Origin of the sequence: Coraliomargarita algicola (assembly GCF_033878955.1) — a bacterium.
Taxonomy (GTDB): domain Bacteria; phylum Verrucomicrobiota; class Verrucomicrobiia; order Opitutales; family Coraliomargaritaceae; genus Thalassobacterium; species Thalassobacterium algicola.
Map to the genome: position 1 here is coordinate 601,254 of NZ_CP138858.1, position 23,409 is coordinate 624,662.

Sequence of the window (23,409 nt, forward strand, 5' to 3'; positions counted from 1 at the left end):
CTCACAGCGTTCAAAACGGGGCAGCTCATTACATTTGTGGTCTACTTGCGATCGATGGTGGCCCCGCCAGTTGAACGCATCTAACTCCTTTGCGCCCTCCGCGAACTCGAGTGAGCGCAGGGAACGGGCGGTTAAAATACATTTTTCATCGTTTGGCATTGAACGTGGTCCTACTCGCGTTGCGCCCGGTCTTGTTGCTTCGCTCCGAACGACGTTCCCATGCCCACCGCTGGCTTGCTTCGTATAAATCGGTGTTTCGATGAGAAGCATTTAGCAAAACTACGTCAATAGCGCAGCCCATCAAGAACTAAGTCAATAACCCACCACAAAGGTAATTACATGACCTGTTTTTCAGCCCCTCATTCTTGCTCCGTGAGAGGTTAAACTCAGACGCGACACGCTGCCTCTCAAACCATGGATTGACTCATTCAATCGATAAGTTTTTCGTTTACACCGTTCGCTAATATTTAGGGTTCGATATGATTCAATCTTTCGCAGACGCCGACACACAAGTGCTTTTCCAGACGGAGAAGAATCGAAGGTTTGCTGCGATCGGTCGCATTGCCCTGCGGAAGCTCATTCAAATGAACCGAGCCAGTGACCTCGCGGATCTATCGGTGCCGCCAGGGAACCGTCTGGAGGCACTCAAAGGTAGTTTAATTGGATTTCATTCCATTCGAATTAACAGGCTATGGCGCATTGTCTTTCGCTGGACAGAACAAGGACCTGCAGACGTCCAAATTCAAGACTATCATTGACAATGCCCCTATAACGTCATACGTTACACCCCATGAATCCGCCGATCACACCGGGAGAAATCTTACTTGAAGAATACCTAGAACCAATGGGCATTTCACAAAACGCTATGGCACGCGCAATTGGAGTTGCCCCACGGGCAATCAATGAAATTGTGCACGGTAAACGCTCAATCACGCCGCAAATGTCGATCCGCTTCGGGGCGTTTTTCAAACAGTCAGAAGACTTCTGGCACGGCATCCAAGTCGAGTGCGATTTCCGCGCCTTACGCAAAGAAGCGCCCCGCCTCACAAAATATGTCCAAACCGCCGAATCGCTAATGGTCTGCCAAGATTGAAAGCTATTTTGGCACAGCGACACTAGAGGATAAAATCAGAGGCTCCCAACGAGATCATCGTTTTAACATCCACAAACAAAACACTCGACCGTTACACTCAGACGCGGCAAGCTGCCATTTTAATGATGAATCGCCCTTCTATTATCACTAATTCCTCAACAACAGCTTCGGTGCTGCACCGCACGCAACCACAAAGGTAATGACATGACCCGTTTCTCCGCTGAGAATCAAGCCGTGCCCGCTGCGGTCTTCACAAGTGAAGCCCCTACATAGGATCAGTAGCCAGCGCGATGTAACTCGCACGACGCGGGCGTGCACCCGAGGGCATAAAAAACAAGTCCGCCCCTACTTACGACTGACGAACCACCTCCTCGGCAAGCCGAGACTCCTCCTTAACCAAGGAGGAGAGTTTATACCCTTTCAATATACGACGTTCGATGTTCGATGTTCGAAGTTCAACGTGGTCCGGTTCGCGTTGCGCCCGGTCTCGTCGCTGCGCTCGGAACGATGTTCCCTACCCTTCATCGATCAGCTTCTTGAGCAACTGATCCAGCATGGCGGGATTGGCGAGGGCTTCAATCTCGCCAATGTCATTGCTCTGCTTGAGAGCTTCTTAACGAACCTCGACGACTCGCTGCTCTTGTGAGAATGCGTTTTCGATGTCGCTCCATCTTTGATTGAGCATTGTGAGCAAATCGCGAGTGCGACAGTTACCTAGACGAAGCCAAAGTAGACGACCTGTATCTTTGGGGCGCATGGCGAGGATAAAAAAGTCCTCGTCCTTGCTGATCATGATTCGTTATTCTTCGATGGCGAGATTCCACAAAGTCAAATCGTCGACTCGTCCCAAATCACGCTCTAAGGCGTGAACCGCATCATAATCTCGGCCTCGTAACCAACGCGCGAGTGTCCCCGGCAATTGGACATCTATAAGAAACTTCATGCAGCTCCGGCGATGACTACGCGATCGGTTTGACGTGCCGCATACGTAAGGGCAGCCACAATATCATCAGCCTCAAGGAATGGATAATCTTCGAGAATTTCCTCATTACTTGCACCGGCAGCAATCAAGGCGAGTATGTCACTGACACGCAAGCGGTAGCCACGGATGCAAGGGCGTCCTCCACACTTCCCAGACTCGATTGTAATGCGCTCAATTAATTCCATAAGCTATAAATGTAGGTTAAATCAGAAATCCTGCAAGTGGTAAGTCTCAAGCAAGAAATCATCAGACATAGGGGCGTCACTTGTCTGAGGTCATGAGCTTGCCGAATGGTGACGCAGGCCGCAGTAAGTGAAGCCCGGACGCTCCATCAATCAGCTTCTTGACTAGCTCGTGCAGTTCTTTGAATTGGATGAGCCCTAACTCTGCGTTTTTGCGCCTTTGCGTGAGCCGATTTCTGAGCCTGACTGACGTCCATACACACCCTGCTCTTCCGCGCATTCTAATACTTGCTCGGGGTATTTCGTCGCGACGCGCATCAAGACCTTCGCACTCGGTGGCGGTTGACGACGCCCCTGCTCCCAACCGCGGACGGTCCCAACGGGTGTATCGAGTAACTTCGCGAAGGCTTCCTGTGTCAGTCCGAGTTTAATACGCGCATGCGCCACTTCGTTCTCAGGGTTCACCACACGCACACGCGCCGGTGCCAGGTCGCCCTTCTCAATCGCCTTCATCTGACAGATCGAATCTTTCAGTTCTTTAAATAGTTCTGTGTCCATGGTCGTGCTCCTTTTTTAGTCTTCAATCAGCTCTCTAAGTATCTTGATCTCGGCCTTGCTTAAATTGTCCTGTTTGTTTTTCGGGTAAGCCAATAGGAAGAAAATAACCTCCGGCGTGCTTCGATAGTAAATGACTCGAAAGCCTCCACTCTTCCCGCCACCTTTCCGAGCTAAACGAATCTTCCGAAGTCCCCCACTACCTGCAATCAGATCACCCTTATTCGAATTCTCCAAAAGTTCGGCTTGTAACTGTTTCAGCTCATCATCTTCAAAAAGCCCACCGCTGGCTTGCTTTGTAAAGATCGGTGTTTCGATGAAAAGCATTCACCCAAACTACGTCATTGGCGCAGAAAGTCAACAGCTAAGTCAATGACGCACCACAAAAGTAATGACATGACCCGTTTTCAACCCATGACCCGTTTTCAACCCACATCCCGTTGGTCGTGTGGGCCGTCCAGAAGACGTCGCGGCATCGGTCGATCTATTGCTGAGCGATGATTCATCGTGGGTCACTGGCGCGATCTGGGATGTCGACGGTGGTGTCATGGCGGGCCGCTGTTAGATCTCGAAGTGCGGGGAGTGAGCTCTCTGAACAAACCGAGTGCCCGTTGCTTAGCAGCTCGGGCACTCGTTCCTTTAGAAAGTAAGTAACTTAGCAAAGGCCTCCTGCGTGAGCCCAAGCTCCTGATGCGCCTTCGTCACCTCATTTTCCGGATTGACCACACGCACACGCGTTGGCGCCAGATCACCCTGCTCAATCGCCTTCATCTGACGGATCGCATCCATAGCAGGGTCCATCCATAGCAGGGTCAGTCCACGTTTTCTTGATACATTAACTGTTCCCAGAGCATCCATAGCAGGGTCAGTCCACGTTTTCTTGATACATTAACTGTTCCCAGAGAGGCAGATAAAAGATGACCTTTTGTTTTCGGGTCGTGACAAATCACGGCCGAACTAGCTCTTTGCCCGAGGTGGAACCAGTTCATCCGCCTGAGATTGCTCCGAAACCTCAACCTTTGGCATCTCCTTAATCGGATATGGCAGTAAGCAAGTGCGCGTAAATTCGCACAATCGCTTCCATTTGAATTCAGTAAACTCGCCTCTGGCTTGCGGTAGAAAATCCGTATCGAAAAGCCCCAGAACCGTTTCCGAGCTCGTCCCCGTCGGAGAAGTATACGTCTCCTCCCACTGCTGCACCTCGCCCTCATTGGACTGCAGATGAAACTCTAACCAGAAGAGCATCATCAAGAGAGAATATTCACCTTCAGGATAATGGGACTCTGTTGGGCCATCGGCGATTTCTTTCGGTTTCAACTTATTCGGGTAAAGCGCCTTCAACAGTCTATAAGTGTTTCGCAGGCGCACCAACTGCCGTGGATTCGAAAAATTAAAGCAGCTGCTCAACTGAATAAACGCAGCCACCTCCTCATCACTCTCTCGCATGTGTTCGCGCTGCAAGCGGTTCCACTCCTCAAGCTCAGCTTGCTTCCGAGCCTCCTGCTCCGCCTGAGCTTGCTTCTGCTTTTCCAGTTCCGCCGCAGCCTTTTCATTCTCAGCCAACCGCTGCGCTTCATCCAACTGCTCATCCAGATCTGGCACTTCTTCACGCATCAGATCACCAAAAGGCGCCATCCCCTCTTGAAACGCATCTGGGTCGAATCCACTCGGCCCCATCCCGCCCTCGAGCGGCTCAGTCACAACAGGCGGACTCGCCTTCTGCACCCGTTGCTCTTTTGGAAACAACTTGTCATCGATAAAAGTCTCCAAGCCCTTAGACGAAGGCGTGTCCAAACGAATCGGAATCTGTATAATTTTACCTAAATAATCACGAGCAACATCCTCTTTAGTGCGACCATGCGCCACATCCGCGTAATCTTTGTAAGCCTCGCCCATCGCCTTGAAAGCAATCCGTTCATCGATCCCCACGATCACGATCACCCCATCCAAATCTGCAATCAGCCGAATCGCATCAAAAGTCTCGGAAATGGTCTTCGTATGGCAGCGATCTAAATCATCCACGAACATGATCAAACGTCTGGCCCTCCGATCAGGCTTAAGAAGTTCAACGCCTCGTTTCTTCGGCACCGCCGAAGTCGCTTTCTCAGCCGCCTTCGACTCATCGACAGATTGAGCCACGGCCTTCGACAGCCGAATATTGCAAAGCCCTTCCAACTGCTCACGAATCACCGGAATCTGCCCCAACTCCTGGCGATAGGACGGCAACTTAAAAAACGTCGCCAGCTCCGTCGCAATCGGGTGCGACCAAAGCGCTTGGCCTTCCTTAAAAAGCTGAATCGCAAAATAACAGCCCAAGCCAATCACCCCCGTTCCCAAAATCCCAGTTTCGGTAACATCTTCTTGAATGCCCCAAATGCCCGCTAAAAAAACGATCAAAACACCGAACAATTTCACCAACAGCCAAACCGTTTCGCGCCGCTTCGTCCCCCACAGAAAATTTAGCTGAATCCGAACCTTTTCGAGCCCCTTCACAGGCTTCGTCAAACGCGGCGACTCAGGCCGATAACTCCCATCGCTCAACAAACCATTAACCACCTCCTGCGCCAACCCCGCCCGAATGTCCTTCGTATGCTCATACTCCCAAGCATTGAACCAGCCAAAAAGAAACTCGTATGCCGCATAACTGCCTCGGGTCTCCTCAGAGCTCAGCTCTTTCTGCAAAAGCTGCATCACCGAACTTTTCCCAGACCCCCAATGCCCGAAAAGCCCAACCGTAATCGGCGTGCCCTGCTCCGGCATCGACAACATGTTGGCCAACCCTTTCACCAACCCATCACGATTCAACTTATCCTCTTCGGCTGGACGTTCCGCCGAGGTCGTCGCAGCCCCCGTTGGAATCGTAGGCAAAACCGAATCGGGCGCCTCAGAGCTGGATTCATCCGTTTCAGCAGACTCCGCCTTCCGTTTATACTTCGACTTGGACTTGGAAACGCCTTCTTTATTTCCAACCTCTTGATTCTGAGCGAGCCAATCGTCCAACCAAATCTCACAAGCATCTTTCGAAGGCGAACCATGTAAAAACTCCATCCACATGCGCAGCAACTCAGCCCCACCCCTGACCGATTCAAAAGCCTTGCCGATCTCAGAAGTCACCACTTGCTCCAGATCAACCGACTGTCCCTCAAACAAAGGACGCTGAAAAAAGGACCAATCAAGCGTCTCCGACGAACGTTTCAGCAACCAGCCATAGTCATTTCCCATCGCTGAAACGAAAGCAGGCCAGGCAGAAGAAGAGGCAGTTTTTGCGGCTCTAGCGCTGTCACTAGCGGCAGTGTATAGCGCGTCGCCAGCGTAGGCGGCGTCGCCGGCAGCTTTTGCAGCGTAGGCGGGACAGGGAGGATCAGTGTCGCCAATTGCGCTGGAAGCAGCGTAGGCAGCAGTGTAAACGACAGCGGAGGTGGCTCCAGCACCGCTGCTACCCAAGCTAGCCGCCAAAGCAGCTGCCCAAACAGATCTCACTGACCTCGCAGCATCTTCACCCCAAAAGTTAAAATGCCCGGCACTCCCCACCAAAGGAAAAACCCGGATTGCACAGCGTGCCGCAAAAGCAACCTGTGCCTCGTGCGGTAACTGCTCGAGTTCTTTCCGACTAGGAACCTGCTCTTCAGATTGTGACATTATGACTAATCCGTTAGCATGCTTTCAGGGCTTCAAAAGATGTCATGTCATTACCTTTGTGGTTGTCCGGGGAGCGGCAATGGGGTTGGCATCTAAATTTAATAATTTAGTTGTTCTATGCATGGTTCGAGGCCATCTTGACGAGTCTGAGAGTAACGGTCGAGCGTTTTTGATAATTTGCCGGAGAAGTTTGAAAGGATCAAAAAGAGGGCATTCCGTAGGTTTCTATATTCTAGCTGGGGACCTCAAATTGGAGCCATGTCGTTATGTTTGCAATCCTTCCAGAGACCGGGCGCCCATCGGAGTCGAAATGATTACCGTCGTCGATCAAAGGTTCACTTCATAGCGGGTGCTGCGTCCGCCTCCGATCGAGGTGAGCACTCCCTGTTGCAAGAGCTCCTGCAGGTCGCGGGTCGCGGTTGGTTTCGAGACACCTGTGAGTCGCTGATACTTACTTGCGTTGACGCCACTTTCGAAACTACTTGGTCCTGCATCCAGCATCCGCCGAACGACTTTAAGTTGACGCTCCGAAAGTGCTTCGCGGTATCGGTCAAAGAATCGGGCCTTCTTCAGCACAAAGTCGATGCGCGCCTGCGATTCGTCTAAGGCTCGCAACAGCAGATCAACAAAGTAACGTAGCCAGTCGGTCACCTCGTTGCTGCGTTGTGCGCGTTGCAATGCCGCATAATAACTCGTTTTGTCGGCTTCAATTGCCTGAGAAAGACTCATTAACAACGGACGCCCCGCTCCCTGAAACAAGGCCTTTTCTGCCACTGCGCGCCCGACCCGACCATTGCCATCCTCGAAAGGATGGATCGACTCAAAATATAGGTGAGCCAGCCCCGCGCGTATCGGTGCATGACGGATTTGATCGCGACTTGTATTAAACCATTCAACAAAGCCTTTGATTTCAGCGGGCACTAAGTCTGAAGGGGGCGCTTCGTAGAGCACTATCGGCTCATGTAAACTGCAATAATGAGCCAAATATACACGCTAATCGGCTCATTAGAACCAAGCCGATAGGCACAAGCGATGAATTTCTGTCTTAGCCACTTCCGAATTTTGCCTACTAGCCGCATCTCATTTTCCGAAGTTCAAAGCCCAGACGCCACTATCCAAACCCAGAAAAATCGTCATCGCCTCGATTTCTGTTTCCAGTTCACGGCGAAATTTCAATGAGCTTGTCGGTTCACTGACGAATTCGATCTCTACCTGGAGCCGCTCATCGATCACCTTGGCATTTGCCCAACCGATTACCTGTTCCACGCGTTTATAAATTTCCATGAACCATTCCCTTGTGTTTGCGTAAGTAATGCCCTCAACTATTGGCTCTACCGAACTTTCATCCTTTCCTGAATCTCAGAGAGCGCAATCAACTGGGCTATTTCATGAGCAAGGTGCGTGCTGAAATACAGTCCAGGTGAGCTAAAGCGTGGCAGAGAAACTTCAGCTGTCGCACTTCCATACAAATGATTCTCAACAGTGCACTTCACACAATCGACTATTTCCTTATTTATGCTAGGATCATTTCCGTAATAATAACTGAATCCTCCTGATTTCGTTTCTCGCATCAACTGTCCTACTTTACGGACAATTGGATTCGTCTCGAAATCTGATTCAATCGATATATTATCAAACCAGGCTTGGATAATCTCACGCTTCTCATGCTCAGACAGAGTATCAAACTCGTCTACCGAAAAACCACATTCCACAGGGTTAAACCCCTCTGCAACTCTTCCTTGAGTCTTCTTCTGAGAAATCACATCGCCAATAATAGCATCTACAATTGTCAGGTAAATCGAACCAGACAGGCCTTTAAAATACTTTGAACCAAGAACGATAAAAGGAAAACCACAACCATGTGCAACGCGTAATTTAAGCTCTAGCTTTGACTTCCTCAATTCGTTATTCTTTTTGCCAGAACCAACTTGATAATTCGCCCCGAGGTTAACCCCTTGGTATAAACCATCAAATTCAATAGCCAGTATAGGCTCATCAGCCTTATTACATATAACGTAGTCTACGCTTGTCTTCTTCAGGTGTTCATACTGCTCATCCGTGAGTTTAAAAGTAGTATAGTCAGGGCCCAGAAATTCCCCCCGCCCATTAATCAAGTTCAGGAATGGTAGGTTGTGGTAGATATGATAAGAATCCCCCCAAGTCTTCTCCAGCTTCTGGAAAAACTTCCTCTCTTCTTTACTCCCGAAAACTGATTTCTTAACGGACATACTATAGCCTACCCCTCATCAATCAGCTTCTTGAGCAGCTGATCCAGCATGGCGGGATTGGCTTTGCCTTTGGTGGCTTTCATGACGGGGCCCTTCAAAGCGTTGAGTGCCTTTTCGTTGCCGTCCTTAAACTGGCCGACGGCTTTGGCGTTACCGGCGATGGCTTCGCGGCAGAGGGCTTCGATCTCGCCGGTGTCGTTGCTTTGCTTGAGGCCTTTCTTCTCGACGATGGCGTCGGGCATCTCGCCGGTCTGGAACATTTCAGTGAAGACTTCTTTGCCGATCTGTTTGGAAATCACACCTTCGTCGATGATCTTGGCGAGGGTGGCGATATGTGCCGGTGTGAGCTTTGACTGACTGACGGAGTGCGCGGATTCACCATGCTCGGAAACGGCGGACAGCTCGCGGAGCAAGTCGTTGGTGATGTAGTTGGCGATTTGCTTGGGCGCGTTATGCGTCTTGAGGGCTTCTTCAAAGAATTCGCTCAGTTCGCGGTCCACACAGAGCACGGAGGTAATGGTGAACGGCAAGCCAAGCTCTTCTTGGTAGCGGCGTTGTTTGTCTAATGGACGCTCGGGCAGCTCGGCTTCGAGCTCGGCCACGCGGGCGCGGTCCATTTGCACGGGCATCAAATCGGGGTCTGGGAAATAGCGGTAGTCGTGGGCCTCTTCTTTGCTGCGCAGGGAGAAGCTGGTGCCGCTCTCGACATCCCAACGGCGGGTTTCTTGGGTGATGCTACCGCCCTCTTCCAGAATCTCGGTCTGGCGCTCGATCTCGTATTCGATGGCGGCTTTGACGTTGGAGATGGAGTTGAGGTTTTTCATCTCGGTGCGGGTGCCGAGCTTGTCGGAACCGACGGGACGTAGGGAGACGTTGGCATCGCAACGCATTTGGCCCTTCTCCATGTCGCAGTCAGAGATACCAGCATAGACGATCATGTTGCGCAAGCAGTTGAGGAAGGCGACGGCCTCGGCGGAGGAGCTCATGTCGGGCTCGGTCACGATCTCGGCCAGAGGCACGCCCGCGCGGTTAAAATCAATCACGGTTTCGAAGGCTTCGTGGGTGAGCTTGCCGGGGTCTTCTTCGAGGTGGATACGGTTGAGCGCAACCCAGCGGTGCTCGCCTTCGACATTGCGCGACGGGCCGGGGAGTTCGATCTCGACCTTACCGCCGATGCAGAGGGGCTCTTCGTTTTGCGTGAGCTGGTAGTTCTTGGGCGAGTCGGGATAGAAATAGTTTTTACGATCCCACTTGCAGACCTCCGCGATCTCGCAGCCAAGCATCAGGCCGAGCTTGGCACACTTCTCGATCGCGGTGTGGTTGAGCACCGGCAAGGTGCCTGGGAGGCCAAGCACGACGGCGTCGGTCAGTGTGTTCGGCGCGGCGCCATATTCGTAAGGTGCCGCGGTGAACATTTTCGTGCGGGTTTTGATTTGAACGTGAATTTCAAGTCCGATGACTGCTTCGTATTGCATGATAATAAATAACTGATGAGTGATGACTGATGAATAATCATTCTGTCAGCACTCATACTTTTGAATTATAAAGTTGGTGTTTGCTGCGCGTAGTCGTGGGCTTTTTCGAAGGCGTTGGCGACGGCGAACATGTCGGCTTCGCCGAAGGCTTTGCCGATGACTTGCAGGCCGATCGGCAGGCCGCTTTCAGTGAATCCGCTGGGCACGGAAATCGCAGGCAGGCCGGCGAGATTGACCGAGATGGTGTAGACATCGCTCAAATACATGGCGAGTGGATCGTCGGCGCGCTCGCCGCGTTTGAAGGCGGGCGTCGGCGAGGTGGGCGTGAGAATGGCGTCGACTTGTTCGAAGGCTTTTTCGAAATCGCCGAGGATCAAACGACGCACTTTCTGCGCGCGCAAATAATAGGCGTCGTAGTAACCGGAGCTAAGCACGTAGGTGCCGAGAATGATGCGGCGCTTGACTTCGTCGCCGAAGCCTTCGCCACGGCTCTTGGTGAACAGTGTCATGGCGTCCTTGGCCTCTTCGCTGCGGTGGCTGTAGCGCACACCGTCGAATCGGGCCAAGTTGGAGGAGGCTTCCGCAGTCGCGACGATGTAGTAAACCGGCACCGCTAGCTCAGAGTGCGGCAAAGAAATGTCTACGATTTCACAGCCTTGGCTCTTATACCAGTCGATGGCTTTTTCGATGTTGGCCTTCACTTCGGGGTCGATGCCTTCGCCGAAGAATTCCTGCGGCACGCCGAGTTTCCAAGGGCCCTTCTTGGTTTTGAGGGCTTCTGAGTAATTGGTTTCCCCCTGCGGTGCGATCGAAGTGGAATCGAGATCGTCCTTGCCGAGCATCGCTTCCATCAGGATGGCGGCGTCTTCAACCGTGCGAGCAAAGGGGCCGACTTGATCGAGCGAGGACGCGAAAGCGACCAGGCCGTAGCGCGAAATGAGTCCGTAAGTAGGCTTCATGCCGACCACACCACAGAGCGCGGCGGGTTGACGAATGGAGCCACCGGTATCGGTGCCGAGAGTGGCGATCGCCTCCCCTGCTGCCATCGCGGCAGCGCTGCCACCAGAGGAACCGCCGGGGATGGTTTCCAGGTCCCAGGGATTGGCGGTGGTTTGATAGGCCGAGTTCTCGGTCGAGGAACCCATGGCAAACTCGTCCATATTCAAGCGCCCCCAGATCACGGCACCTGCTTCACGCAGCTTGACGATGCAAGTCGCATCGTAGGGAGACACGTAGTTCTCCAGCATCTTGGAGGCGCAGCGTAGGGGCTGGTCTTTGACCGCCAGCGTGTCTTTGATACCGATCGGAATGCCATCGAGCGGGCCAAGAGCCTTGCCCGCCGCACGACGCTCGTCGGACGCCTTCGCCTGGGCCAGTGCGTCCTCCGTGTCGGTGGATAGAAAGGCTTTCACCTGTGCGTCGACCGCAGCGGTGCGATCGATCACCGCTTGGGTGATTTCGACGGATGTAGTTTCACCAGCTGCCAACATGGCAGCAAGTTCGGAAATGGTTTTGAAATGAAGGTCGGACATTCTATGGATGAATAATGACTAATAAATAATGGCGAAGAATACCTGCATTTATTCGACGACTTTGGGCACGACGACTTGGTTGTCGCGCGACTCGGGAGCCATTTTAGTCAGCACCTCGGGCGCGTAGGTTTCGCCGGGCTCATCGCCTTCGCGCCAGACATTAAAGACGCGGTGCGCGTGGGCCATCGGCTCGACGCCATCGACGTCGACTGCATTGAGCTTATCAAAGTAGCCCAGGATGTCATCCAGCTGAGTTCCCAGCTTGGCTTTCTCTGCGTCGGTCATATCCAGACGCGCTAAGTTGGCAACGTAATCGATATCGATATGTGGTGTTTCGGACATAATGCCTATCTTTGAAACGGAACGCACGCGCACAGGCAAGGGCACAAAGTAAAAAAATACGAAGAAGCGATTTAGCGGGATGCAGGCTTGCCCAATAGGCACTAGGTCCACATTATAGGCTAACGAATAATGAGTTCTACCCACAATCAATATCAAAGTCTAAGCCCCTGTCACCTACTGATATGCGAAGACAATGAAGAAAACCTACTTCTAATAGAGGCGCTGGCCGCCTCCTTTGGCTGCAATACCACGGCTGCGATCAATGGGCAGGAAGCCATCGAACGTTGTAGCGAGGCTCAATATGATGCCATTTTAATGGACTTAGCGATGCCCATCATCAGTGGACTGGAAGCGTCCAAACGAATTCGTACCAGTGATAATTTAAATAAAAATACCCCGATCATCGCGGTCACTGCGGAAGTCAGCCCACTCGCACAAAGCGCGAGCGTAAGCTTTGGCATCAATAAATACATCAGCAAACCAATAGACGCAGGCCTCCTACACCAAACGATCCAAAACTTAATTAGGTAGCACGGCAAAGCGCAATGCGAATGATGCCGTCCCCCTAAGAACGCTAAGCTTTAACCCACTTTTCGACGCGGCAATCAAAACCACCGAGGTCGACTAAATGACGCGCTTCGAGTGTTAAAGAACCGTCAGGGCTATCTAATTTGAGCGGATTAATAAAGACGAGACGCCCACCGGGCCGCAGGGTCTTCGCTGCAATTTGGTAAAATTCGGAGATGAGGCCTTTTAAATCTTCAATCCGCACACGGCGCCCCAAGGGCGGGTTTGCAATAATCAAACTGATGCTGCCGGAAGCGATATTTGCGACTTTGGCATAATTACGGAAATCTCCACGATGTAGGGTGAGCACTTCATCGGGGACGCCGGCAGCTTCGAAATTCTGACGTGCGATCTCGATAGCGCTCTCATCCAAGTCGGTGGCTATAATCGCATTAACCGCGCCTAAGCGAGCACGCTCGATGAGCTCCAGACCTGATCCACAAAACGGGTCCCAGATAAACTCGTCTGCTTGAATACCTGCCATTTGAGCCATCGCCGCAGCCAGCGGAGGATGGGTAGACGCCGGCACATCACCAACACGATAAGTGAAGCGTGGATCCGGCAAGACACGAGGTCGAAGCTCAACCGATTGCCCCACTTTTTCTGGATAAACCTCGATCGCCCATGGAGATTTACGCGGATCATTGAGCAAGTCCGGGCAAAGCGCAAAGGCGGCATTTACGATCGCCTGCACTTTACGCGGCGGCACTTTGGCGCGCATGAATTGCAAACGATAGCGAGCTTGTCCTTGGGTCAATTGACGACACAGCATTTGCGATCGTTCGGATGCAATCATCTCAGCCATGGTCTCGGTATGCTTGGCTTCGTCGCCCGCGACGACACCGAGCACGAAATTTATCGAGCCGAAGGTGCGCAGTTCATAAAGCTCCGATAAAGTGAAGGGACGCAATGCCGAAACCGCCACACAACCGGGACTGGTGCGAACGATCTTAAAACGACGCTTCAGCTTCGGATGCGCAAGGAGTTCATCGCGCACAAAGAGCTCCATGCCACGGCGGGTGCGCAAATGGATACGAAGCTTACGTGTATCTTTAATTTTCGCATCCAGGCGAATGCTCGCGGGTGCTTCTTTGCGAGCAAGTTGCGCTTTGACCTTTTGCTCTGCGAGGTGTAGAGCGTCGTGTTCGTCATGCAGGGCTTCGAGCTTCTTCAGAGTGGCTTCACCGCCGATTTTGCTCAAAGTTTGGCTGAGAGTTTTGACTTCACGCTCCCCGCTAGGCTGATCCAATAGTTCTAAAACGGCTTGCTCGCTCTTATGGCGCTCACCAAGCTTCGGCAGCGCATTGATCGCATAGCGTCGTATTTTCTCTTCGGGATCATGCAAGAGACTCGTCAGCCAGTCACGCGTCTGTTGTCTTTGAGTTTGGGTCGCTTTCTCAAGCGCCACCACGCCCAGCGCTCGAACCAATCCCACACGTGCACGCCGCAACTCCGCGCTGCCCGCGTTAAAGAGCGGCACTTCACGCTCCCACAAAGTCTCCCAGGATTCGGTGCGTAATTGCTTGTAAACTTCTTTGGCGGGATTGGCGGATGGCTTCATAAGAAAAAATAGTGAGTCGGCAACATGGGGCTCAAGTCAACAAGGTCAATAGGCGTTCACACTGAAAACATTCCAACCACCGCGAGACGCTCATCCACAGACGTAGATATCGAAGCGATTACTTTTGCCTTCTAAAGTATAACTGGGCGGCGTATTCGCCAGCTGTGGCGCAATGCGTGGGCGCTTCACCACGACACGTTTCCGTGCGCAGGAACATGCCAGGTCCAGCAGCTCATCAGCATCTGGATCGCTACCCACGAGTTGATGAAAAACATGCATCTCCTTTTTGACCTGAGCACTTTTGCTGCGAACCGGGAACATAGGATCTAAATATACAACATCAGGTCGATTCAACTCATCAAGCGCTTGCAGATGTGTCGCCGCATCTGAATCAACGAGCAGCATGCGCGCCAAGATGTCTAACAATGAATCGTCATGTTCAGCGCCCCACTCCTGAGCCACACGCAGCCCATCCTCCAGCAAGGCGCGGACTTCGGGCACGCGCTCGGTCATACGCAAGCGGCAGCCCAAACTCGCGAGCACAAAAGCATCGCCTCCCAGACCTGCGGTGGCATCGAACACCGTCGGCGTTGGACCAGAGTGAAGCCCCACGGCTTTGGCGATCATCTGCCCTTTACCCCCTCCTTTATGACGGCGGTAGCTAACTGTGGGACTGTAAAAATCTGCTCGAATACTAAGCAAACTCGCCTCATTGAGTTGCAACAAGGAAAGACCTTGGTCCGAAAAAAGAAAAAGATAGCTGGGCTGCTCCGCATGCGGCTCGATCTGCGAGCGAAGATACCGTTCAAGCATTCGTGCCTTCGCATTGGCCAGCTCAGAAGCATCCAAGCAAGGGATCGAAAATCGCTCTGCCAGTGCGCCCGCACGAGCGACTTGAGCAGAGCTGAGTGATATGATTTTAGAAACTTTCATTCGTTAACAACAGGCACGAGTCGTATCACCAGGTCGGGACCATTGAGAACAACATAGAGAAAACCATCCGGACCAGTGGCCACATCGCGCACCCGACCTTCGCCTTTAAGAATGACTTCATCACGGATGACTTGATCCCCCGCCAAGACTAAACGGTGTAGTTCTTGCGAGGCCAAGCCACCCACAAAGAGGTCATTTTTCCAATCGGGAAACTGATCGCCCTCGTAGAAATCAATCCCGCACACGGCGATCGACGGCGTCCAATAATGGAGCGGTTGTTCCATACCCGGTAAGGCAGTCTTTCCGGTGATAGGCTTACCGTTATAATTCATACCATAGGTAATCACTGGCCAACCATAATTACGACCACGCCGAATACGGTTGATCTCATCCCCCCCGCGTGGGCCATGCTCAGACTCAAATATAGCGCCCGTCACCGGGTGCGCATCCAAGCCCTGTGGATTGCGATTACCATAGGTCCAGATCGATGGATACGCATCGGCAATTTCAACAAAGGGGTTATCCGCAGGCACACGGCCGTCGTCGTGAATCCGGTGAATCTTGCCGTTGGGACGCGTCAGGTCCTGAGCCTGATCCTGGGCACCACGATCTCCGATACTGAAGTAAAGATAGCCATCTTGAAAAACAAAGCGTGTGCCAAAGTGAACACCCGAGCTGCGGTGAAACTCCGCCGGCACCTCAAAGATCAGCTCCTCATCCTGCCAACGCTCCTCGACGATACGGCCACGCACGATTTGAGTCATACAGTTTTTAGGATGATCAGCATCACGCGCAGATGCCGAAAAAGCGAGATAGACCCAGCCATTCTTTGAATAATCTGGATGTGCCGCCACCTCCAACAAACCGCCCTGCCCCTGCGTCACGACCTCGGGCGTGCCGACAATCGGTGCCCCCAGTTCGCCATCTTTCCAGACACGCAGCTGACCTGAGCGCTCCGTAATAAGCGCTTCCCTGGCTGAAAGAAAATAAATCGACCACGGAAGCTGAAGCCCCTCGATCACTGGCTCAACACGAAACTGATAACCGCCGGCACTATAAACCTCTCCCTCTTTAACCACTGGCGAGATACCAGCAGCCTCCACAGAGCGTTGCCTCATCTCATCGATGTAGATCTGCAAGGAACGAATTTCGGGCACCGAGAGACTCGAACCAAATCCAGGCATACCTGTAATCTCATCACCAGTTTGCACATACTCGATAAAATCACGTCCCTGGCCGACCACCTGCCACTCGTCGGCATCCAGTAACGAGCGGCCCAAGCCCCCGCGTAAATTTTCGCCATGACAACTCATACAATGTTGTCGGTAGAGCGTTTCCACCGCGCCTGTCCCGATACGGTTTTGCCCCCAAATAGAACACGGGAGAAATAGAAATAGTAATGAGAGTCGTCGCATAATTCCGAAGCTTGCGCGTCTTGGCAAAATTTGCAAAAAGATTGCGAGGGCGCAGATTGAAAGCCTATATACTAAGAATGAATACGATGAATCAAATGGGCAACTGGTTATTGCCAGCGGGGCAATTCGAGCCCACCGATCTATGGCAACTGGCCATAGTCGGGCTTTCACTCCTGATTTTTTCACGCATCTTCGATGTCGATGCAGAAGCGTATTCAGGGAATAAAAAATGGGGCCCCATTTTTTGGATGAGAACGAATGTAGGCTTCATCGCGACATGGCTCCTCCCTCATCTGCTGTATCGCGCTCCTTTCCACCGATCACACAGCGGCCTATTTTCGATTTTTAACGCTACTAGGAGGCAGCTGGATCGTAATTGGCTTACTTGCGAGTTTCATCAAGGATTCATTTCTAGCCCGATCTGTCGCAATGGTCGGTTATTTAATCACAGCCATCTACGCCATGGCGCAATTAGATGGACTGAGTGAGAACTTACAGGATTTTCACATCGAAATGGGAACACTCTCAGTTTCTGCCTGGGGCATCGTCACGGGATTAATTGCATTCGGCATTACGATGTGGATTAGCTTGGGACTGACACGGCTGCTCGAAACACGAATCCAAACAGTGCCCCGCCTCAGCGCGTCACTGCGCGTGCTGATCGTGAAAATGATCCGCATCCTATTTATCTTCATCGCGACCATGATTGCGCTGAGTTCAATGGGCGTGAATCTATCCTCGCTCACAGTCTTGGGTGGCGCTGTCGGCTTAGGCTTAGGCTTCGGACTACAAAAAGTAGTCTCCAATTTTGTCAGCGGCATCATTTTGCTCTTGGATAATTCCATCAAACCAGGCGACGTAATTGAAATCGAAGGCACCTATGGCTGGATCAATAACCTACGCGCACGCTACGCATCCGTCATCACTCGCGATGGCACAGAGCATTTAATTCCCAACGAAGATTTAATTACACAACGCGTAATCAATTGGTCATTCACCGACGAGCTGGTACGCATGCGTGTGCCCGTCGGAGTATCCTACAACGCAGACCCACACGAATGCATTGCGCTGATGCTGGAAGCCGCCAAGGGACATGAGCGCGTGCTGGAAGACCCCAAGCCCGTCTGCCTGCTTAAAGAGTTTGGAGATAGCTCGTTGAACCTAGAGCTTCGCTTTTGGCTCAGCGATCCGGCCAACGGAGTCGGCAGTGTAAAGAGCCAAGTGCTACTCAAGATATGGGACCTTTTTAAAGAAAACAATATTGAGATTCCATTTCCGCAGCGCGACTTACACATACGCTCAAGTGATGTCGACTTGGTTCCGCGCAACGCCCCCAATCCTGATTAAATATGGCAAAAATTTCCAAACTCCGACTCGACGAACTCTTAGTCGTCAAAGGTCTGGCCGACTCCCGCTCACAGGCCAAAGCACTCATTCTGGCCGGAAAAGTCAAAATTGGCACCGAACGCCTCGATAAGCCCGGACGTAGTTTACCTGAAGACAGTCAAGTCTGGGTGGAAACCCCACCCCGCTTTGTCAGCCGAGGCGGAGAGAAACTGGAAGGCTTTCTCGACAAATTCGAGATTTCCATGGAGGGGCTACGCTTCCTCGACGTAGGCGCTTCAACTGGCGGCTTTACTGATTGCTCGCTACAGCGCGGTGCCATAAGTGCCACCTGTGTCGACGTCGGGCGTGCACAAATGCATAATAAATTAATCCAAGACGAGCGCGTCACCAATCTGGAAAAGACCAATGCCCGCCACCTACAAATCGGCGACCTCCCCTACGACAGCTACCCACGCATCGTAATGGACCTCTCATTCATTTCGCTGACGAAGGTCTTACCGGCAGTCTGGCAATTTTTAGCAGCAGGTGGCTACCTGATCGCACTGGTGAAACCACAATTCGAAGCAGAAAAGCACGAAGTCGATGCAGGACGTGGAATCATCCGCGATGAAGCGATCCACCAGCGAGTCTTATCACAGATCAAAGATTTTGCCCTGCGTGAACTCCCCGGTGCAGAACTCATTGGCAGTATGGATTCGCCCATCAAAGGGACCGACGGCAACCGGGAGTTCCTACTCGGTCTCCGGCGCAGCGGCGAATAAGCCCCTCGGCAGCCCCTCTGTCCCCACACTAAAAACAGCCAAGCAATCAATTTTAAGCAACTTTCGCTTTGACAGCAGCCGCTGGTCGAATTGTTTCTTAGATCAAATGGAAAACGCTCCTTATCAAAAACTGCTCTCACCTATGCATATCATCATCGGATTAGTGCTTACACTCTTGGTGTACATTATGATGTCTTGCTTGCTGGTTCCTTTCACCTTCTCACCGGACGCAACCATCGCGCAGCTACAAGCTTGCCTCACTGCAGTTCCCATCGCAGCGGTATTCTGGTTCTCCTACCACATGTTCATGGTTGTTTTGATGGATCAAAAGAAACAAAAAGCCGAAGCCACTAAATAAGCGCATTCTACTTTTTTAACATTCTTTAGTTCTCAACTCTTTCTTAAAGCCGTCCATTATGGACGGCTTTTTTTTGCTGAATGATTATGCCGCTTCGAAAAATCTTCAAACGATTGGAACGCGCATTACTAGAAAGAGTAGTCATACCCATTCGAAAAATGTTTGGTCCTAATAGATATGTCTTTTGTAACCTCGGTTCTCGGAACCGGGGCGATGCCGCCCCCCCCCGACTGTGTCCTGCATAGCCGAAGGCGACGCACGGAAACAAAGTTTCGAGGCTACGCAAAGGCCAATCTTATAGATCATATATTCTTAGAAGTGGTATCAGAAGACAGAGGCCAGAGATGAATATCAATCAGTTATGGCACTTCCTGTCTCGCCAAAATGGCGCATACCGTGATTTTCATAACGAAGGGATTCACAGTGACTCGCTTCTGTTTTCTGAACTCCGACTTCTGAATTAAGAATTACACATCGTCCAATTCAGCGAGCGCATTCTCGCGCTTCTTTTTCTCCACGCGCGCGCCCACCCAGATGGCCATCTCATAGAGACCATACATAAAGCCCGTAGTGAGCGGCAAGGAGACGAAGTCGCCACCAGGCGTCAAGAAAGCCGAAAAGACCATTAAGGCAACAAAGACCACACGGCGCGCCGACTTCAGCTTCTCGACCGGGATCACGCCCAAATAAACAAGGATCACTATAATCAGCGGGAATTGAAAAAAGGCCCCCGTCGCCAACGAAAACCAAACCACCATACTATAATATTCGGAAGCCGCCCATAGCAGGTCGAAACCAAAATATAAATTCAGACGAACCGAAAACGCCAGCGTCAAAGGGAGGATCAAATAGAATGCGAAAGCCACCCCGGATATAAAAAGCAAGAAGGCAGCAAAACATGCAGGGCGTAATACAGTTCGTTCCTGATCCGTAAGCCCCGGCGCGACAAATGCCGCCAAGAAATATAAAACAAAGGGCATCGAGAGAGTCAGACCTGATAACAGAGCGATTTGGATAAAAACCGAAATCACTCCCATCGGACGATAAGTAATTAAATTAGCATTGGCTAATTCCACCGAACCATAGGCACGCACAATCGGGAATTTCAAAATTTCTGCAATGTCGCCGATAAACAAAGTCGCCAACACAACACCCAATACAAATGCCAAAAGACTACGCGCTACAGTCCAGCGAAAGTCCTCCAAGTGCTCCAGAAAGCTCATACCTTCGCCTTCGAAAGCATCGGCTTCTTCCTCTTCATGATTATCGTCATCTAAATATTGAGTCATCTAGTTCAAATTCCTAATCGGCATACTGCATATCGGGCAAACTCCAATCTGATAATTTTAAATAAATCTTAATAGAGTACGTAAGCTGTTAGCATCACTGAGCAATCTTTATCGAGTAAGATGCTAATCCATTGACAGGCAGCGCGAAATGTCTTTTCTACGAATTTTTCTCTAACTCCGTTGCCTACGGCAATGGAATTATCACAACTCGGTCCACAAAAAGATCGTAATCTTATGCCAGCTAAAAAAGCAAAAAAAGCCACCAAGAAGGCCGCAAAGCGCAAGAGCGCATCCGCGGTAAAATACAGCTACGACTTCGGTCAGAAGACCGATGGTAGCTCAAAACTCCGAGAGCTCCTCGGCGGTAAGGGTGCCAATCTCGCAGAGATGGCTCGTATCGGCCTCCCGGTTCCCCCCGGTTTCACGATCACGACAGAAGTCTGCACTTACTTCTACGACAATGGTCGCCAATACCCCAAAACCCTCGAGAAGGAAGTCAAAGCTTCCGTAGCACAAATCGAAAAAGAAGTCGGCAAAAAATTAGGAGCCGACAAAAACCCCCTACTTCTATCTGTCCGTTCCGGTGCTCGCGAATCGATGCCAGGAATGATGGATACCATCCTTAACTTGGGATTGAACGATAAGACCGTGAAGGCACTCGCCAGCGAGTCCGGCAACGAAGCTTTCGCTTACGATTGCTATCGTCGTTTCATCCAAATGTATGGTGACGTCGTCATGGGCGTGCAGGCCGTGAATGAAAACGATCACTGCCCCTTCGAAAGCTGCCTCGAAAAGCTACGCGAAGAAGCAGGTGTCAAACTCGACAACGAACTCACAGCAGAAGACCTCAAGGAACTGATCAAGCGCTACAAGGCGATTATCAAAAAACGCACAGGCACTGCATTTCCTCAAGATGCTTATGAGCAACTCTGGGGTTCCATCGGTGCGGTCTTCAACTCATGGCAGAATGAGCGCGCGATCCTATACCGTCAAAAATACGGTATCCCAGCAGCATGGGGCACAGCGGTGAACGTTCAAGCCATGGTCTTCGGCAACATGGGCGACAATTGCGCCACTGGTGTTGCCTTCACACGCGACCCAGCTAACGGTGAGAAAGTCTTCTACGGCGAATACCTCATCAACGCTCAAGGTGAAGACGTGGTGGCCGGTATCCGCACCCCCAACGCGATTGCTCAACTCAAGGAAGAAATGCCCAAGGCACACGCAGACCTCGAAGCGGTTCGCAAGAAACTTGAGAAGCACTTCAAGGACATGCAAGACTTCGAGTTCACCGTTGAAAACGGCAAGCTGTGGATGCTGCAAACACGTAACGGTAAACGCACGGGCCTCGCAGCTGTGCGTATCGCCGTGGAACTGGTTAAGGAAAAACTGATCGATCAAAAGACCGCTCTTAAGAAGATCCCTGCCGATTCCATCTCCTCTCTACTGGTTGCGGTTTTTGACCCAGCAGCCGTGAAGAAAGCCAAGGTGCTCACAACAGGTCTTCCAGCTGGCCCAGGTGCCGCTGCCGGTAAGATCTGCTTCACAGCTCCCGACGCAGAAGCAGTTGCCGCCAAGGGTGGCCACGCAATCCTCTGCCGTGTGGAAACCACACCGGAAGACCTTCGTGGAATGATCGCTGCCGACGGCATCCTCACTTCTCGTGGTGGTGTCTCCTCACACGCAGCTCTGGTCGCGCGTCAGATGAACAAGGTCTGCGTCTGTGGTGCTTCTGAAGTAGTGATCAACTACGCCAACGAAACACTCACCATCGGCGACAAGACCTTCAAAAATGGTGACGACATCTCCATCGACGGCACAACTGGTGAAATCTTCGCCGGTGCAGTTGACACCGCTCCCTCCGAAGTGGATCAAGTCCTCAACGGTAAGCTCAAAGCTGAAGACAGTTATACATTCCAAATGTATGACCAAGTCATGAAGTGGGCTGACAAGCATCGCAAGCTTGGCGTTCGCACCAATGCGGACTCACCGGATCAAGCCGCTTCGGCGATCGCTTACGGTGCCGAAGGTATCGGCCTTTGCCGCACTGAGCACATGTTCTTCGAAGGTGATCGTATCACTTTCATGCGCCAAATGATCCTCGCTTCTGACGAAGCAGAGCGTCGTAAAGCTCTCAAGAAGCTTCTCCCATTCCAACGTAAGGACTTCAACGGTCTCTTCAAAGCAATGGGCGGTCTTCCTGTAACTGTGCGCCTATTGGACCCACCTCTTCACGAGTTCTTGCCACATGACGAATCCTCCAAGCGTGAGCTTGCGAACTCGCTTGGCGTCGACATCGATGTGATCTCCAACCGTGTGCACGCGCTCCACGAATCCAACCCAATGCTGGGTCACCGTGGTTGCCGTCTGGGTATCTCCTATCCTGAAATCACAGAGATGCAAGCACGTGCCATCTTCGAGGCCGCCGCCGCTTGCTACAAGCTCAAGAAGCCTATCAAGGTAATTCCTGAAGTGATGATTCCTCTCGTCGGTTTTGCTGATGAGCTCAAGAATCAAGTCGCAGTGGTACACCGCGTGGCCGCCGAAGTCATGGAAAAGAAGAAGGTTCAATTCAAGTACCTCGTCGGCACTATGATCGAAGTGCCTCGTGGCGCATTGACCGCAGACGAAGTGGCTGAAACAGCGGAGTTCTTCTCCTTTGGCACCAATGACCTCACACAAACGGGTCTCGGAATGAGCCGTGATGATGCAGGCACATTCCTTGGTAAATACAAGGACCTGGACATCCTGCCACAAAATCCATTCGCATCGATCGATGCAGCGGGTGTGGGCCAACTGGTTGAAATCGGAGCCAAGAAGGGTCGCAGCACCAAGAAGGACCTTAAGCTCGGCATCTGTGGCGAGCACGGCGGCGATCCAGCCTCCATCGAGTTCTTCCACAGCGTTGGCCTCGACTACGTCAGCTGCTCTCCCCCACGCGTGCCCGTCGCACGCTTGGCGGCCGCACAAGCTGCGCTCAAGTAGTCTGAACTAAGTTCACTTACAAACAAAAGCCCTTCCGTTCAATCGGAAGGGCCTTTTTTTTAATCGCGCATGCCGCGATTAGAGCAGTCCTCAGAAGTTTACTGAGATATTAACGGATGATTTTTCGTTTAAATGTAGCGGACCCACGAAGCGATTTCGAGTTGC

The 23,409-nt window shown here is 51.8% G+C and carries 22 protein-coding genes and 2 pseudogenes; 8 read left to right on the top strand and 16 right to left on the bottom strand.

The genetic code is table 11. The features are described 5' to 3' along the window. Nucleotides 1-479: 479 nt before the first annotated feature. Nucleotides 480-758, top strand: a complete 279-nt coding sequence (locus SH580_RS02355; protein WP_319833403.1) for a type II toxin-antitoxin system RelE/ParE family toxin — start codon at nt 480-482, stop codon at nt 756-758. 32 nt (nt 759-790) lie between these two features. After that, nucleotides 791-1,093 carry a HigA family addiction module antitoxin gene (locus SH580_RS02360; RefSeq protein ID WP_319833404.1) on the top strand — a complete coding sequence of 101 codons (303 nt, stop codon included), beginning with the start codon at nt 791-793 and terminating at the stop codon, nt 1,091-1,093. A 613-nt stretch (nt 1,094-1,706) separates the two neighbouring features. On the opposite strand, the pseudogene SH580_RS21945 reads toward SH580_RS02360, so the two are convergent. The 4 genes and pseudogenes from SH580_RS21945 to SH580_RS02385 form a co-directional block, all read right to left on the bottom strand. Next, nucleotides 1,707-2,036: pseudogene (locus tag SH580_RS21945) on the bottom strand (DUF5615 family PIN-like protein). Beyond that, the gene (locus SH580_RS02375) at nt 2,033-2,260 is read right to left on the bottom strand and encodes a DUF433 domain-containing protein (protein ID WP_319833407.1); all 228 of its coding nucleotides are present in this window, start codon (nt 2,258-2,260) and stop codon (nt 2,033-2,035) included. The pseudogene SH580_RS21945 and the gene SH580_RS02375 overlap by 4 nt, the downstream one beginning before the upstream one ends. 195 nt (nt 2,261-2,455) lie before the next feature. Continuing rightward, nucleotides 2,456-2,815 (bottom strand): helix-turn-helix domain-containing protein, encoded by a 360-nt coding sequence (locus SH580_RS02380; RefSeq protein ID WP_319833408.1) that lies wholly within the window; start codon nt 2,813-2,815, stop codon nt 2,456-2,458. A gap of 15 nt (nt 2,816-2,830) precedes the next feature. Then, nucleotides 2,831-3,139, bottom strand: a complete 309-nt coding sequence (locus SH580_RS02385) for a type II toxin-antitoxin system RelE/ParE family toxin (RefSeq protein ID WP_319833409.1) — start codon at nt 3,137-3,139, stop codon at nt 2,831-2,833. Nucleotides 3,140-3,245: 106 nt separating this feature from the next. Here SH580_RS02385 and SH580_RS02390 point away from each other — a divergent pair. After that, nucleotides 3,246-3,377 (top strand): annotated as a pseudogene (locus SH580_RS02390) (SDR family oxidoreductase); the annotation flags it as partial. 74 nt (nt 3,378-3,451) lie between these two features. On the opposite strand, the gene SH580_RS02395 reads toward SH580_RS02390, so the two are convergent. The 8 genes from SH580_RS02395 to gatC form a co-directional block, all read right to left on the bottom strand. Continuing rightward, nucleotides 3,452-3,670, bottom strand: coding sequence for a hypothetical protein (locus SH580_RS02395; RefSeq protein WP_319833410.1), 219 nt, complete (start codon nt 3,668-3,670; stop codon nt 3,452-3,454). Nucleotides 3,671-3,769: 99 nt separating this feature from the next. Beyond that, nucleotides 3,770-6,451, bottom strand: a complete 2,682-nt coding sequence (locus SH580_RS02400; RefSeq protein ID WP_319833411.1) for a KAP family P-loop NTPase fold protein — start codon at nt 6,449-6,451, stop codon at nt 3,770-3,772. A gap of 327 nt (nt 6,452-6,778) precedes the next feature. Then, nucleotides 6,779-7,435 (bottom strand): Fic family protein, encoded by a 657-nt coding sequence (locus SH580_RS02405; RefSeq protein WP_319833412.1) that lies wholly within the window; start codon nt 7,433-7,435, stop codon nt 6,779-6,781. 96 nt (nt 7,436-7,531) lie between these two features. Next, on the bottom strand, nt 7,532-7,735 hold the full coding sequence (locus tag SH580_RS02410) for a hypothetical protein (RefSeq protein WP_319833413.1): 204 nt from the start codon (nt 7,733-7,735) through the stop codon (nt 7,532-7,534). 47 nt (nt 7,736-7,782) lie between these two features. After that, nucleotides 7,783-8,679, bottom strand: a complete 897-nt coding sequence (locus SH580_RS02415; protein ID WP_319833414.1) for a DUF2726 domain-containing protein — start codon at nt 8,677-8,679, stop codon at nt 7,783-7,785. An 8-nt stretch (nt 8,680-8,687) separates the two neighbouring features. Continuing rightward, nucleotides 8,688-10,154, bottom strand: coding sequence for an Asp-tRNA(Asn)/Glu-tRNA(Gln) amidotransferase subunit GatB (gatB, locus tag SH580_RS02420; protein ID WP_319833415.1), 1,467 nt, complete (start codon nt 10,152-10,154; stop codon nt 8,688-8,690). Between the two features lie 65 nt (nt 10,155-10,219). Further along, nucleotides 10,220-11,686, bottom strand: coding sequence for an Asp-tRNA(Asn)/Glu-tRNA(Gln) amidotransferase subunit GatA (gene gatA, locus SH580_RS02425; RefSeq protein WP_319833416.1), 1,467 nt, complete (start codon nt 11,684-11,686; stop codon nt 10,220-10,222). Nucleotides 11,687-11,734: 48 nt separating this feature from the next. Continuing rightward, nucleotides 11,735-12,028: an Asp-tRNA(Asn)/Glu-tRNA(Gln) amidotransferase subunit GatC gene (gene gatC / locus SH580_RS02430; RefSeq protein ID WP_319833417.1), complete on the bottom strand. Its 294-nt coding sequence runs from the start codon at nt 12,026-12,028 to the stop codon at nt 11,735-11,737. 129 nt (nt 12,029-12,157) lie between these two features. On the opposite strand from gatC, the gene SH580_RS02435 reads away from it, so the two are divergent. After that, nucleotides 12,158-12,559: a response regulator gene (locus SH580_RS02435; protein ID WP_319833418.1), complete on the top strand. Its 402-nt coding sequence runs from the start codon at nt 12,158-12,160 to the stop codon at nt 12,557-12,559. A 43-nt stretch (nt 12,560-12,602) separates the two neighbouring features. Here SH580_RS02435 and SH580_RS02440 read toward each other — a convergent pair whose 3' ends face one another. The 3 genes from SH580_RS02440 to SH580_RS02450 all read right to left on the bottom strand — a co-directional run bounded on the left by SH580_RS02440 (nt 12,603) and on the right by SH580_RS02450 (nt 16,504). Beyond that, nucleotides 12,603-14,156 (bottom strand): TRM11 family SAM-dependent methyltransferase, encoded by a 1,554-nt coding sequence (locus SH580_RS02440; protein WP_319833419.1) that lies wholly within the window; start codon nt 14,154-14,156, stop codon nt 12,603-12,605. A 90-nt stretch (nt 14,157-14,246) separates the two neighbouring features. After that, nucleotides 14,247-14,969 (bottom strand): class I SAM-dependent methyltransferase, encoded by a 723-nt coding sequence (locus SH580_RS02445; RefSeq protein ID WP_425607169.1) that lies wholly within the window; start codon nt 14,967-14,969, stop codon nt 14,247-14,249. Between the two features lie 116 nt (nt 14,970-15,085). Then, nucleotides 15,086-16,504, bottom strand: a complete 1,419-nt coding sequence (locus SH580_RS02450) for a PQQ-dependent sugar dehydrogenase (RefSeq protein WP_319833421.1) — start codon at nt 16,502-16,504, stop codon at nt 15,086-15,088. A gap of 429 nt (nt 16,505-16,933) precedes the next feature. On the opposite strand from SH580_RS02450, the gene SH580_RS02455 reads away from it, so the two are divergent. The 3 genes from SH580_RS02455 (at nt 16,934) to SH580_RS02465 (ending at nt 18,970) form a co-directional block, all read left to right on the top strand. Then, entirely contained in the window at nt 16,934-17,851 is a 918-nt protein-coding gene (locus SH580_RS02455) for a mechanosensitive ion channel family protein (RefSeq protein ID WP_319833422.1), read from the top strand. Nucleotides 17,852-17,853: 2 nt separating this feature from the next. Next, nucleotides 17,854-18,612: a TlyA family RNA methyltransferase gene (locus SH580_RS02460; RefSeq protein ID WP_319833423.1), complete on the top strand. Its 759-nt coding sequence runs from the start codon at nt 17,854-17,856 to the stop codon at nt 18,610-18,612. Between the two features lie 106 nt (nt 18,613-18,718). Beyond that, the gene (locus SH580_RS02465) at nt 18,719-18,970 is read left to right on the top strand and encodes a hypothetical protein (protein WP_319833424.1); all 252 of its coding nucleotides are present in this window, start codon (nt 18,719-18,721) and stop codon (nt 18,968-18,970) included. Between the two features lie 467 nt (nt 18,971-19,437). On the opposite strand, the gene tatC is transcribed toward SH580_RS02465, so the two are convergent. Continuing rightward, complete coding sequence (tatC, locus tag SH580_RS02470; RefSeq protein WP_319833425.1) at nt 19,438-20,259, bottom strand: twin-arginine translocase subunit TatC; 822 nt, start codon at nt 20,257-20,259, stop codon at nt 19,438-19,440. A 234-nt stretch (nt 20,260-20,493) separates the two neighbouring features. On the opposite strand from tatC, the gene ppdK reads away from it, so the two are divergent. After that, complete coding sequence (gene ppdK, locus SH580_RS02475; RefSeq protein ID WP_319833426.1) at nt 20,494-23,244, top strand: pyruvate, phosphate dikinase; 2,751 nt, start codon at nt 20,494-20,496, stop codon at nt 23,242-23,244. Nucleotides 23,245-23,409: the final 165 nt, after the last annotated feature.